Annotated in this window: 11 protein-coding genes, 1 tRNA gene and 2 pseudogenes; 12 read left to right on the forward strand and 2 right to left on the reverse strand. The window is 58.9% G+C overall.

Features of this window, described 5'->3' with window-relative positions:
* Positions 1–155: 155 nt before the first annotated feature.
* On the reverse strand, positions 156–1,979 hold the full coding sequence (locus ACR0IM_RS24075) for a BCCT family transporter (RefSeq protein WP_480643634.1): 1,824 nt from the start codon (positions 1,977–1,979) through the stop codon (positions 156–158).
* Between the two features lie 592 nt (positions 1,980–2,571).
* Between ACR0IM_RS24075 and ACR0IM_RS24080 the strand changes: the two genes are divergently transcribed.
* The 3 genes from ACR0IM_RS24080 to ACR0IM_RS24090 all read left to right on the forward strand — a co-directional run bounded on the left by ACR0IM_RS24080 (position 2,572) and on the right by ACR0IM_RS24090 (position 5,166).
* Positions 2,572–4,044, forward strand: coding sequence for a flavin-containing monooxygenase (locus ACR0IM_RS24080; protein ID WP_480683447.1), 1,473 nt, complete (start codon positions 2,572–2,574; stop codon positions 4,042–4,044).
* 1 nt (position 4,045) lies between these two features.
* Entirely contained in the window at positions 4,046–5,008 is a 963-nt protein-coding gene (locus tag ACR0IM_RS24085) for an alpha/beta fold hydrolase (protein WP_480683448.1), read from the forward strand.
* 81 nt (positions 5,009–5,089) lie between these two features.
* Positions 5,090–5,166 (forward strand) — tRNA-Met (locus ACR0IM_RS24090).
* 256 nt (positions 5,167–5,422) lie between these two features.
* Here the strand turns inward: ACR0IM_RS24090 and ACR0IM_RS24095 are convergent.
* A pseudogene (locus tag ACR0IM_RS24095) lies at positions 5,423–5,677 on the reverse strand (LacI family DNA-binding transcriptional regulator); the annotation flags it as partial.
* A 130-nt stretch (positions 5,678–5,807) separates the two neighbouring features.
* Between ACR0IM_RS24095 and ACR0IM_RS24100 the strand changes: the two are divergent.
* The 9 genes and pseudogenes from ACR0IM_RS24100 to ACR0IM_RS24140 all read left to right on the forward strand — a co-directional run.
* Positions 5,808–5,993 (forward strand): hypothetical protein, encoded by a 186-nt coding sequence (locus tag ACR0IM_RS24100; protein ID WP_480597031.1) that lies wholly within the window; start codon positions 5,808–5,810, stop codon positions 5,991–5,993.
* A 22-nt stretch (positions 5,994–6,015) separates the two neighbouring features.
* Positions 6,016–7,161 (forward strand): TRAP transporter substrate-binding protein, encoded by a 1,146-nt coding sequence (locus ACR0IM_RS24105; RefSeq protein ID WP_480683449.1) that lies wholly within the window; start codon positions 6,016–6,018, stop codon positions 7,159–7,161.
* 108 nt (positions 7,162–7,269) lie between these two features.
* Complete coding sequence (locus ACR0IM_RS24110; RefSeq protein ID WP_480597036.1) at positions 7,270–7,782, forward strand: TRAP transporter small permease; 513 nt, start codon at positions 7,270–7,272, stop codon at positions 7,780–7,782.
* Positions 7,783–7,794: 12 nt separating this feature from the next.
* Positions 7,795–9,123 (forward strand): TRAP transporter large permease, encoded by a 1,329-nt coding sequence (locus ACR0IM_RS24115; RefSeq protein WP_480597038.1) that lies wholly within the window; start codon positions 7,795–7,797, stop codon positions 9,121–9,123.
* Between the two features lie 12 nt (positions 9,124–9,135).
* A complete protein-coding gene (gene hisD / locus ACR0IM_RS24120; RefSeq protein ID WP_480597040.1) occupies positions 9,136–10,443 on the forward strand; it encodes a histidinol dehydrogenase in 1,308 nt (435 codons plus the stop codon).
* Entirely contained in the window at positions 10,436–11,197 is a 762-nt protein-coding gene (locus ACR0IM_RS24125; RefSeq protein WP_480683450.1) for an SDR family NAD(P)-dependent oxidoreductase, read from the forward strand. Before hisD ends, ACR0IM_RS24125 begins: the two co-directional genes overlap by 8 nt.
* Positions 11,194–12,174, forward strand: coding sequence for an alcohol dehydrogenase catalytic domain-containing protein (locus tag ACR0IM_RS24130; protein WP_480683451.1), 981 nt, complete (start codon positions 11,194–11,196; stop codon positions 12,172–12,174). Before ACR0IM_RS24125 ends, ACR0IM_RS24130 begins: the two co-directional genes overlap by 4 nt.
* A 28-nt stretch (positions 12,175–12,202) precedes the next feature.
* Positions 12,203–12,613, forward strand: a complete 411-nt coding sequence (locus ACR0IM_RS24135; protein ID WP_480597047.1) for a universal stress protein — start codon at positions 12,203–12,205, stop codon at positions 12,611–12,613.
* A 37-nt stretch (positions 12,614–12,650) separates the two neighbouring features.
* Positions 12,651–12,787 (forward strand): annotated as a pseudogene (locus ACR0IM_RS24140) (sulfopyruvate decarboxylase subunit alpha); the annotation flags it as partial.

Here is a 12,787-nt window from a genome sequence, read left to right on the forward strand (position 1 = left end):
CATAAGGCGTATCTCCAATCTTGTCGCCAAACTGAAGGATTCGCCAAACTCAAACCTCACTGATTGCGATATCTGATTGCAGGAAACGACACTGCTTACGAAACGAAGAACGCCGCCCCTGACGGGGCGACGCCTTATTTTTCTTTGGCAGGTTTTTACTCGGCGGCCTGCGTCGCGACGCCGTGCTTGTCGCGCTGGCTGTCGCGGAACAGCGCCTTGCCCAACGCTATGCACATCAGGCCCATCACCATGGTAAAGGGCAGCGCACCGATGATCATTGCATTGCGCAGCGCGTCCATCGGGTTGTTTTCACCCGCTGCCAGGATCAGCGCACCAATCACAGCCGTCAGGATCACACCCCAGATGATGCGGTGCTTGATACCGGTCTCTTGGCTCCCGCCGGACATGATGGTGTTCATCACCAGAATGCCTGAGTCCGCAGACGTTACAAGGAAGGTCATGATCAGGATCACGCACATCACGTTCAGCATGGACAGCAGCCCGCCGTCGATCATGTAGGACAGTGTCACAAACAGCTTGTTGGTGTTCGACGCCCCAATGATCGCACCTTCTGCTGCACCCGCCAGTTCCAGATCGATCGCGGTGCCACCCAGAACAGTCATCCACGCAAAGCACACCAGCGCCGGGGCAAACACACAGCCCAAGATGAACTCACGCACAGTGCGGCCCTTCGAGATGCGCGCCAGGAACAGGCCGACAAACGGCGAGAACGCAATCCACCAGGCCCAGTAGAAGGTGGTCCAGCCGGCCTGCCAACCAAACTGGCGACCTTGCTCACCCGCCGCATAGGCCGCAGCCAGCGTGGCCTCGTCCAGTTCCGCCGCAGCGCCTTCCAGACCGCTCTTGAAGCCGTCAAAACTGCCCCACGCATTGGTCGCGCCGCCCATCAGGGCATCCGCATGCGCCTGCGCCTCGGCCGGCAGCGCCGCTGCAAAGGCCTCGGCTGACAGCGGGCCATAAGCGCCAAAGCTCAGCGAGATGAAGTGCAGGATGTAATCCACCATCGCAGTGCCATAGGTGGTCATAGCAAAGACGAACGAGCCGAAAATCACGAAGGTACCCAGCAGGATGATCGACAGCACAAGGTTCAGGTTCGACAGGTACTTCACGCCCCGGCCAACGCCGGACACAGCCGAGATGATGGACAGCCCCATGATGACGACCAGACCCGAGATCAGACCCACTTTGGACGGGGTCGGAACCTCGCCACCCAGATCCATGATCCATTCCATCCCGGTGATGGCATAAAGACCGTCAATGAACTGGCTGACGCCATAGCCGATGGTCACGGAGACACCGAGGATGGTCGCGACAACGCCCAGAACATCAACCACATGGCCGAAAAAGCCGTTGACGTAACGACCGAACAAAGGCGTCAGCGCCGAACGGATGGTCAGCGGCATGTTGCGGGTATAGGCATAGTAGGCCAGCGACAGACCGGTGACGACATAAATCGCCCAGGCGTGGAAGCCGTAGTGCAGGTAGGTGAAGCGATAGGCCGATTGCAGAGCCTCCGGCGAGTTGCCCTCGACGGCGCCGGACACCACAACGGGATTCGACCCCCACAGGCCTAACGGTTCAGCCGTCGCAAACACCATCAGGCCGACACCCAGACCGGCGCCAAACATCATCGAAAACCAGGAAAAGTTCGAGAACTCGGGCTTTTCACCGGGCGTTCCCATGATCCGGCGACCGGTGGCCGGAATGATAGCAACAACGGCCAGAAAAAAGAAAAACAGCCCCACGATGACGACGTAGAAGCTGTTGAATACCTCAAGCAGCTTGCCGTTCAGGCTGCCCAGCGTGCTATTGGCATTGGCAGGAAACACAAGGGCCCACAGAACCAGCCCAACCATGATGGCCTTGCTGATCAGAGCGATGGGGACGCTGTAATTCTCGTAGAAACCGGCATCTGCCGTTTCTATCTCAACATCCGTAAATGGTTCGGGTACCGACATATTTTCCTCCGTGTTGACGGTATAGCTGGATTGAACCCACCTAAAGATGAGCCTCCAATCTTGGTCTTTTCTTCGACCCGATCCCCTGTGGCTGTTCACCACTCCTCCATCGGGCAGGTCATTGAAACTTCTATTCGGGCAGGATGCCCAATCCGCTGTCCATACGCAGCAACTGTTGATTTTTTGCGTATAATGTCGCTTTCCAGACGATTGGGCTGGAACCGACATATTCTGTAGTTTTGCGACATATACTCTTAGACCTGATCAAAAAATACACCTTTGGTGCACTGAACTCAGATCTTTACCCAGCAAAAAACTAACACAGGATTTAGTTCAGCTCATGTTTTGTTTGATGACTACACCCAGATCATGGATTCCGGGCGCATCCCAATCCTGTCGAGACTGATGATCCGTCCACTTTGGACACCGCGCCACACCTTCGGTTCGGGACTGCCGTCAGGGTGCAGCCGCTTGGAGTCCATAGACTAATCCCTGACCGACACCCCCCTGACCTTAAGAGAGGCTGTGCACGAGCACTTTCCGGCTTATAGTCTGTACCAACCATCTCGGTCGCTTTGGGAGGGGCGGACGCATGGAACACAGCGCGGACTTGCTGATCGTCGGGGCCGGGTTCTCGGGGCTGATCATGGCGCTTGAGGCCCGCAAACGCGGGATCACCGACATTGCGATAATTGAGAAAGCAAGTGATATCGGCGGGACATGGCGTGAAAACACCTATCCGGGCGTGGCCTGCGATATCCCTTCGCATCTCTATTCGATGGCGACTCACCTGAACCCGGACTGGAGCCGCGCCTATGCAGATGGGGCCGAAATTCAAGCTTATCTGCAGAAAGTCTGCCGTGACGAGGGTCTGTACGACCTGTGCCATTTTCACCAGCAACTGAAATCCGCCCGCTGGGACGGCACCCGCTGGCAAGTGGAAACCGAGGGCGGGCAGCACTGGTCGGCTCGGTTTCTGGTTTCGGCTGTCGGCGCGCTACACTTGCCCAGTGTTCCAAACATTCCGGGGGCGGATAGTTTTACCGGCCCCAAGTTTCACTCCGCCCAATGGGATCACGACACGGATCTTACCGGCAAGCGTATCGCGGTGATCGGCACCGGAGCATCGGCGGTTCAGTTCGTACCCAAGATCGCGAAGTCGGCGGGCGATATCACCATCTTCCAGCGCACAGCGCCCTACGTTCTGCCCCGCCCGGATGGGCCAATAGCACCTTGGGTTCGTAACCTCTATCGACGCGTGCCGGCCCTGCCCCGGCTCAGACGCAAGCTGATCTACATGATCTTCGAGTACCGCCACCGCGTCTTTCGCGGTGAAGAGCGGATGGTTAACTTTGCCATGAAGATGTGGCGCCATGCGCTTGAGAAGGCGATCACCGACCCAGAAGAGCGCCAACGCCTGACCCCGAACTACCGGATCGGGTGCAAGCGTATCCTCAGTTCGAATGACTGGTACCCAACGTTAGCGCAAGAGAACGTAACTGTGATTTCACACGGGGTGACCAAGATCGACGGCAACCAAATCACTGCCTCTGATGGCAGCCGGACCCAGGCGGATATTCTGATCTGGGGCACTGGTTTTCATGTGACCGACATGGGTGAACGACTGGACATCACTGGCTCAGATGGGATGACCTTGCGCGCGGCATGGGCCGAAGGAATGCAGGCCAATCTGGGTACAGCCATCGCTGGGTTTCCGAACTTCTTTATCCTGCTGGGGCCGCATACGGGGTTGGGCCATAACTCGGTTGTACTGATGATCGAGGCTCAGGTCGCTCATATCGGCCGCGTACTGGATCAGATGAACCGAAAAGGGTTGCACACCATCTCGCCCGACCCGGCGAAGCAGGCGGCCTTTACCCAGGAGATGCGCAACCGTCACCTCGACAGCGTCTGGCAGGCCGGCGGTTGTACGTCTTGGTATCAGGACGGACAGGGCCGCAACACAACGCTTTGGCCGGGCACCGTTGCCGAGTATGAAAAGCGTATGGCCCGGTCCGGGCTGGAACAATACCAACTTGCACCACCCCAAAGCGGAGACCGCTGAGATGAACACGTTCCTGATTATCCTTCTGTTGATCGTTGCATTTTTCATCGGAATGAGCCTGTGGACCCGGAAACTGACTGCTGATGGGCAGAAGCGGGTCCCGCAGCTTGGCGATATCATTTCCGTGAACGGCGGTAGCATTCACTACGTCGAACGGGGCGATCCGTCGAAGCAAGCAATCGTCATGATCCACGGCCTGACCGGACAGTTGCAGCATTTCACCTATGCGCTGGTCGATATGCTGGCCGACGACTACTACGTCATCGCGGTTGACCGGCCAGGCTGCGGGTATTCGACTCGGGATACGGCCGATCTGGGACGCCTGCCCGAACAGGGGAGGATGATACAGGAGCTTTTGGACGCCAAGGGCATCACTGACGCAATTCTGGTTGGCCATTCTCTGGGCGGGGCGGTATCGCTCGCCATGGCGCTGGACCATCCCCAAAAGACCGGGGCGCTGGCCCTGCTGGCCCCCCTGACGCAAAAGCTGCCATCCACGCCTCAGGTCTTCAAACCGCTGGAAATTCGTGCCGAATGGCTTCGGAGTTTTATCGGCAATACTCTGGCTGTGCCGCTGGCCGCCAAAACCGCGCCGCACACACTAGACGTCGTTTTTTCCCCTGAACCTGCGCCTGCCGACTTCCTCGACCGCGCGGGCGGCGCACTGGGGCTGCGACCATCGGCCTTCATCACCGGTTCGCAGGATATTGCAGGCGTCAACGCCAGCCTTGAGGCGCAGATGGCGCGCTACAGTGAGTTAAGCGTTCCTGGCGGGATTCTGTACGGAACACAGGACGCGATCCTGCCGGCTCAGACACAGGGCGATCCGATGGCGCAGTTCGGCCTGAGCAACGAACGGATCGACGGAGCGGGTCACATGATCCTGATCACCAAACCGGAGACCTGCGCCATGTTCATCCGAAGGATCGCCGAAGCCGCACGCAGCGAATCCGAGGCGGTTTGATCGGGTGAAAAGAATCCGGCTTCGACCATCATTTCCCTCTTGACCCTCTCCGGCCCCTCCCGTAAATCGCCTCTCACTCATGGCGGAGTAGCTCAGTTGGTTAGAGCAGCGGAATCATAATCCGCGTGTCGGGGGTTCAAGTCCCTCCTCCGCTACCAAACACCCAACATAGGATGTTGTTTGAGCTGAGAAAAACTTCTTCCAGACCCGTTCTTACCATCATTTTACCCACACATCATCCTAATTTGAGTGCCGTAGCATTCGCTACTTAGTTGATGATCTATTCTTCAATCAATGCTGCCCATCCTTAACGAATGCTTCCATCCTCTTGTGGCGCGACAGAGGGATTCGGACTATTTGGCGCGACTTTCCGAACTACTTGTCGTGGACTTTGGAGGGTTCGCCCACAATTCTCCCCTTCGCCGTTATTGCAGTAACCAGAACTATGAGTGGTAGAATGGCGCCGATTGTGTAGCCGCGTTTTGCCGCCATCACTCTCGCTGCAATACTCGGTGTGTAACCCAGTGATTCGACCGCCTGCAAGACTTGCGGGCGGGTGGTTTCGATCACACGGTCGGGAGAAATCAGGCATCGCGAAACGGTTGCGGTCGAAACACCCGTCGTTTTGGCAACATCGTTAAGTGTCGGAGCTGAAAGGTTTTTTCCCATGCGGGGCCTGCCATGTCTTTGACTGTTGTCATACTAAAAAATCCACCGATCCCACCCACTGATGTAAGCGCTTGCATTATCAATGTAAGCGCTTACAAATAGATTCAAGATAAGATTCCGGAGTTCTGAGATGTTCCTTTGGGCTGCTGTTGCTATCTTTGCAGTGTTTTTCGCTAATGTCGCGTTGGGCGCCTTTGGTGGCGGTGCTTTCTTAGGAGACGTCGGAGAAATGCTGGTTCTGTTTGCCGCCTCGATCCTGTTCGTAGCGGCCATTCTCAAACGCGAAGCTGACCAAAAGAACAAAAACGGCAGCTGACGGATCATAAGGGAGGAAGACAATGACGAATACCAAGGATGGCCTCAAATCTGCTGAGCGCCGGAATTTTCTGAAACTGGCCTCAACCGGCTCATTCACTGCGGCTGTGGTGGCCGGTGCTGGCGGTGCGCTATGGTCCTCAGAAGCCGCTGCTCAGACCGCCAAGGAAGAGAAAGAGCGCGAGAGTGCAGCAGATCATGTCATGACCGTTGCCACCGCCTATGTCCTGGGGGCATCGCGCAGCTATCCGATCATGCAGTTGGATCTGAAGGAAAACATCCAGAACGCTACCAATGGTAAAATCTATGTCAAACTGGCACCTGGTGGCCAGCTGGGCGCTGGCGGCGCATTGGTGCAGAAAGTTCAGGGCGGCACAATTCAGGCAGCGCAGCATTCATTGTCCAATTTCGCGCCTTTTGCTTCCACCGTTGACCTGATCAACATGCCTTATCTCTGCGGCTCCAACCAACGTTTCACCAACCTGGTGAATTCAGATTTCTGGAAGGCAGAGGTTCATCCCAACGTGGAAGCCAACGGGTTCAAAGCCCTGTTTTATGTGAACATCGATCCTCGCGTTGTCGCGGTGCGCAAGGGCGGCACTGCTGTGATGTCGCCCGGCGACATGGCAGGAGTGAAGTTCCGGGTGCCGGGATCGAAAATGCTGCAGCAGTATTATCGCATGGTCGGCGCCAACCCAACACCTGTGGCTTGGGGCGAGACGCCTTCTGCGATCAAACAGGGCGTCGCGGATGCGCTCGATCCATCTGTCGGGGCACTCTACGTCTTTGGATTCAAAGACATCCTGAGCCACGTGACATTCACCCAGGCTGTTCCGGATAGCCAAGTCTATTCCTGTAACCTCGAGTGGTTCAATTCGCTGCCTGCCGATGTTCAGGAAGGTGTGATGTGGGGATCTGAGCTCACCGCGCATCAGAATCTGGCCAAAGTACCTTCTGCCCGTGCCTATGCAATGGCGGAACTGGCCAAGGCAGGCGTCGAGTTCCATGCCCTTAGCGATGACCAACTGGGCGAGTGGAAAGAGGTCGGCGGTTATCAGCTTAGCGAATGGGATTCCTTCAAGACCGAACTCGCCGGCTCCATGGAAAACTTCGCCAAGCTCGAAGAAGCCGCAGGCACGCAAGGGAAATACTACGTGCACGACGCCTGAGCAGTACCGGGCCCGGGCGCTAAAGCACCGGGCCTATTCTTCAACAACAACCTTCGCAACAGTCCGCTGGACTGGTCGCGAGGGTGTGCATGAACACCGGGAATGGCAATGAACATCCTGCGAACCATCGACCAGAACGCAGAACGTTGGCTGCTTCTGGTGTTCTACACAATGCTTGTCGTCACAATGGCGATTGAAGTGATCCGGCGCGAGCTGTTTGCCTATTCTTCGATCTGGGGCGAGGAGATTGTCCGCTATTCATTCATATATCTGGCCTGGATCGGCGCTGCGGCGGCGGTCAAAGAGCGCGCTCATATCCGTATCGACGTGATCCTGCACTACCTCGGCCCGCGGACCAAGGCGCTGATCTACATCTTCGGGGATCTGGTGATGTTCGTTGTCGCGCTGGTGGCGCTCTACTGGTCTTTCGAGACGGTGCATGTCTCGGCTAAGTTCGGATCCGTCAGCCATGGTCTGAGGATTTCGATGGTCTGGTTCCTGGCCGCCGTGCCGCTGGGATTCACCTTGATGATCTGGCGATTGTTCCAGTCTTTCCGGCGCGATTTGCGCAGCCTTCGTGACGGCACCCCCGTCTTTGAAGGCGACAAGCTGTTTGATTGAGAGGCCTGAGCGATGCTGTGGAATTCACTTAATCAAACGGTCGAGCTTGGCTGGGATTTCTACATTCCGGTGATCATGTTCGTCGCCCTGATCGCACTCGCGGTGCCGGTCTGGGCCGCCATCGGGGCCGCGGCCATTACCATGCTGGTGATGTCCGGGGACCTACCCTTGAGCGCTATCGGCGAAAGCCTGTTCACCGGTATTGATGCCTTTGCACTAACTGCAGTACCGCTGTTCATCCTGACCGGCGACGTTCTGGTGCGCACCGGGCTCAGCAAGAAATTCCTGGATGTGGCCGAGGCACTGACCTGCTGGACACGCGGCGGCTTCGGTTCGGCCACGGTGCTGGTCTGCGGCATGTTCGCGGCGATCTCCGGCTCTGACGCGGCAGGTGCTGCGGCTGTGGGCCGGATGACGATCAACCGCCTTGTCGAAAGCGGCTATCCTCGCCCCTACGCCTGTGCGCTTGTGGCGGCAGGCGCCTGCACAGGCATCCTGATCCCGCCCTCCATCGCCTATATCATCATTGGCCTCGTGCTGGGAATTTCCGCCTCCACCTTGTTTCTGGCGGCGTTGATCCCGGGGCTGGCGATCCTGGTGTCGATCCTGATCACCAACATCATCATGAACCGCCTCTACACCTATGAAACCGGAGGCAACATGGGGCTTGGCGAATGGCTGAGCAACCTGGGCCAGGCGCTGAAATCCGGCTGGTATGCCTTTATCGTTCCGGGGATCATTTTCTACGGCATTTTCTCCGGCCGCCTGACCCCGACCGAGGCTGGCGCAACGGCCGTTGTTGTGACCATTCTGATGGGTTTCATCCTGGGCACCCTGAAACTGGCAGATTTCCCGGCTATGCTGGTCAGCTCCGCAAAAGTGAACGGGGTGATCCTGCCGATCATCGCCTTTTCTGCCCCGTTAGCCGAGGCGCTGGCAATCATGGGCGTGCCGCAAGGCTTTGTAACAGCAGTCACCGGCCTGACCGATGATCCTACGCTACTGATCCTTCTGATGATCTGCATCTTGATCGCAGCCGGCTGCGTGATGGAGACGACACCCAACATCGTGATCCTGGCGCCGATCCTGAAGCCCCTGGCCGACAACATCGGCATGAACGAAATCCAGTTCTGTATCATGATGATCACCGCACTGGGGGTGGGCTTCATCACCCCGCCGCTGGGCCTCAACCTCTTTGTCGTCTCCGGCATCACCGGCGAGTCCATCCTCAAGATCGCCGCCCGTGCCGTTCCCTTTGTGTTAACCATGCTGATCGTGGTGCTGCTGATCGCCTATCTCCCGGCGATCTCGATCACGCTGCTTCCTGATATCTACAAGTAGGACCTCCTGGAAATGACCCGTGAATATCTGAAAAAGGCTACCCTGACGCCCAAGTCAGATGCGTCTGAAACTCATAAGATCGTGCAGGGCATCCTCGACGATATTGAGTCTGGAGGCGATGCCAAGGCCTTGGAGTACGCCGCGAAATTCGACCAATACGAGGGTAACGTTCTGTTGACCGCAGAGGAGATCAAGGCGGCATGCGCCCTGGTGCCGGAGAAACTGAAGGCTGACATCCGCTTCTCGCACGACAATGTGCGACGCTTTGCCGAGCTGCAAAAAGGGACGATGCAGGATGTGGAAACCGAAATCTCCCCCGGTTTCATCACCGGTCAGAAGGTAATCCCGGTGGATGCTGCAGGCTGCTATGTGCCGGGCGGGCGCTACAGCCATATTGCCAGCGCCATTATGACCGTGACCACCGCCAAGGTGGCCGGTTGTAAGCATATCACCGCTTGTTCCCCGCCGCGCCCCGGTGTCGGCGTAGCGCCCGCCATCGTCTATGCGGCCCATATCTGCGGCGCCGACAAGATCATGGCGATGGGCGGCGTGCAGGGGGTCGCGGCAATGACCTTTGGTCTCTTTGGTTTGCCCAAGGCCAATATCCTGGTCGGCCCCGGCAACCAGTTTGTGGCGGAGGCCAAGCGCATTCTGTTCGGTCGGGTCGGCATCGATATGATCGCCGGCCCCACAGACAGCCTGATCCTGGCCGACGGCACAGCAGATGCACACATTGTGGCTACTGATCTGGTGAGCCAGGCAGAGCATGGCTACAACTCCCCGGTCTGGCTGGTTACAGATGACCGTGCGCTGGCGGAGGAAGTGATGCGGCTGGTGCCCGGCTACATCAACGACCTGCCCGAGGTGAACCGCGAAAACGCCACCGCCGCCTGGCGCGACTATGCTGAGGTAATTCTCTGCGCTGACCGCGAAGACATGGCGGCCTGTTCCGATGAATACGCGCCCGAGCATCTGACCGTCCAGGCAGAAGACCTTGATTGGTGGCTGCAGCAGCTCACCTGCTATGGTTCGTTGTTCCTGGGCGAGGAGACCACGGTTTCCTACGGCGACAAGGCGGCGGGCACCAACCATGTGCTGCCAACGTCCCGCGCGGCCAGCTACACTGGCGGGCTGTCAGTTCACAAATACATGAAGATCGTAACCTGGCAGCGTGCTACCCGCGAAGGCTCCAAGCCGGTGGCGGAAGCCACAGCGCGGATCGCCCGGTTGGAAGGGATGGAGGGCCATGCCCGCGCCGCCGACGTGCGGCTGGCCAAGTATTTCCCGGATGAAACCTTTGACCTGACTGCCAATGGCTGATCCGAGTAAACTGTTCAACCTGGCACGCCGTACTGCCTGTATCACGGGCGCCAGTTCCGGGCTGGGGCGGCGCGCGGCGGCAGCCCTCGCCGCCGCCGGGGCCAATGTGGTCGTGGTGGCCCGCCGGGCGGAGGCCTTGCAAAGCCTCTGCGCGGAAATTGGACCAAGCGCTGCCCATGTCGCCGCCGACGTTGCAGACAGAAGCACACTGGGTGCACTGCGGGATAGGGTCTCGGCCCCTTTCGGCGCGCCGGACATCCTGATCCATGCGGCGGGGGTGAACTCACGGCAGCCAGCAGATGAGGTCACCATAGCAGAGTGGGACAAGACACTGGCGCTGAACCTGTCGGCACCATTCTTCCTTAGCCAGGCGTTGGTTCCCGCCATGAAGGACCGGGGCTGGGGCCGGATCGTCAACTTTGCCTCGCTGCAGACCACGCGGGCGTTTCCCGGCGGCATCGCCTATGGCGCCAGCAAAGGCGGAGTCGGCCAGCTCACCCGTGCTATGGCCGAGGCTTGGTCACCCTTCGGCATCACTGCCAATGCCATCGGTCCCGGGTTCTTCCCGACCGAACTCACGCAGGCAGTGTTCTCTGACAAGCATCGTTCTGCCCGAAACGCGGCACAGACCTGTATCGGCCGCAACGGACGGCTGGAAGATATCGACGGTCCGCTCCTGTTCCTGTGCTCCGAGGCCTCGGCCTATGTCACCGGGCAGGTCCTGATGGTTGACGGGGGGTTCACGGCGAAATGAAAGCCTTGGTTTATGAAGGAGTTGAGGTACTTGCGTTGCGCGATGTGCCGATGCCGCCGATACAGCCGGGTGAGCATCTGATCCGCATCCGCGCCTCAGGCATCTGCGGCTCGGACATGCATGCCTATCTGGGACACGACAGCCGCAGGCCTGCACCGCTGATCCTGGGACATGAGGCTGCGGGCGCAATCGAAGACGGTCCGCAGGCCGGACGCCGGGTGACCATAAACCCGCTGGTGACTTGCGGCAGCTGCGCCGCCTGCACATCCGGGCGCGAGAACCTATGTGCCGCCCGCCAGATCATCTCGATGCCGCCGCGCGAGGGTGCATTTGCCCAGTTTGTGGCCATACCGGAGCGCAATCTGGTGTCGGTGCCGGGCGATGTACCGCTGGAAAAGGCTGCACTCACCGAACCGTTGGCTGTCAGCTGGCATGCCGCCCGGCTGGCGCTGGAGGCGCTGCACCCGGGAACGGAACCCCGTGCACTGGTCATTGGCGGCGGCGCTATCGGGCTGGCCGCAGCCCTGGCACTCAGGGCGATGGGGGTGGAAGATGTGACAATCCAGGAACCCAACGCCGCACGCCGGGACTACCTGAACAACCACTGCGGCCAGCAGGCCGTGGCGGAGTTTGACGGCATGGTGCCTCTGGTGATCGACGCAGTGGGGTATGCCGCAACCCGTGCCTCTGCTTCAGCCGCAGCTGCGCCCGGCGGAGTAATTGCCCATGCGGGACTAGGCGAAGATGCCGGCGGCCTGGACGTTCGCCGCATGACACTGCAAGAAATCACATTCATCGGCACCTACACCTATACCGCGCAGGATTTCCGCGACACTGCGCAGGCGATTTTCGACGGCCGCCTCGGCTCGCTGGATTGGCCGGAGCAGCGGCCGCTGTCGGACGGCGCCGCAGCCTTCCACGACCTGCGCACCGGCGCGGTGGCGGCCCCCAAGATTATTCTCGACCCCTGGGCCTGAGCCCGCGCCAACACACAGGAGAGCAACCATGTATGACAAAATCCTGGTTCCGATGGCCCTGGATCACGGGGTCTCTGAGACAACGCTGAAGGCTGCTGCCACCCTTTGCAAGCCGGGCGGCCAGATCACCGCGCTGCATGTTTATGAGGCACCGCACGGCTCAGCAGCAGCCTATCTTGACGAGGACGCCGTGCGAGAAGGTTTGGAAAATGCGCGCCAGCAGCTGGCCCGCAAAACCGCAGACTATGGCGATGTGGCGACGGAGATCGTCAAGGGCCGGTCCTATCGTGCCATCGTCGAATACGCGGAAAAACATGGGATCGATTGCATCGTCGTCGGCTCCCACAAACCGGGCCTCAGCGACTTTTTCCTAGGCACGACGGCTGCCCGCGTGGTCCGCCACGCACCTTGCGCAGTCCATGTCTGCCGTACGGCCTGATTCAGAACCAAGACACCCGAAACAAAGGCAACCAACCATGAATATAGACAAGAGGATCGCTGACGATTTGGCGGCCAATGACGTCTCGTTTGTCACCACCGTGCCCTGCAAACAGCTGGCCGGGGTGATCGAGGAGATTGACCAACGCGACGACATCTTTCACATCCCCTCGAA

This window comes from Ruegeria sp. BF6, assembly GCF_056538665.1.

Coding starts and splice junctions, on each gene's coding strand:
- ACR0IM_RS24080 (WP_480683447.1), top strand. CDS start 2,572: ATGGAACACAGCGCGGACTTGCTGATCGTCGGGGCCGGGTTCTCGGGG.
- ACR0IM_RS24125 (WP_480683450.1), top strand. CDS start 10,436: ATGGCTGATCCGAGTAAACTGTTCAACCTGGCACGCCGTACTGCCTGT.
- ACR0IM_RS24105 (WP_480683449.1), top strand. CDS start 6,016: ATGACGAATACCAAGGATGGCCTCAAATCTGCTGAGCGCCGGAATTTT.
- ACR0IM_RS24085 (WP_480683448.1), top strand. CDS start 4,046: ATGAACACGTTCCTGATTATCCTTCTGTTGATCGTTGCATTTTTCATC.
- ACR0IM_RS24135 (WP_480597047.1), top strand. CDS start 12,203: ATGTATGACAAAATCCTGGTTCCGATGGCCCTGGATCACGGGGTCTCT.
- ACR0IM_RS24075 (WP_480643634.1), bottom strand. CDS start 1,979: ATGTCGGTACCCGAACCATTTACGGATGTTGAGATAGAAACGGCAGAT.
- ACR0IM_RS24110 (WP_480597036.1), top strand. CDS start 7,270: ATGAACATCCTGCGAACCATCGACCAGAACGCAGAACGTTGGCTGCTT.
- ACR0IM_RS24115 (WP_480597038.1), top strand. CDS start 7,795: ATGCTGTGGAATTCACTTAATCAAACGGTCGAGCTTGGCTGGGATTTC.
- ACR0IM_RS24100 (WP_480597031.1), top strand. CDS start 5,808: ATGTTCCTTTGGGCTGCTGTTGCTATCTTTGCAGTGTTTTTCGCTAAT.
- ACR0IM_RS24130 (WP_480683451.1), top strand. CDS start 11,194: ATGAAAGCCTTGGTTTATGAAGGAGTTGAGGTACTTGCGTTGCGCGAT.
- hisD (WP_480597040.1), top strand. CDS start 9,136: ATGACCCGTGAATATCTGAAAAAGGCTACCCTGACGCCCAAGTCAGAT.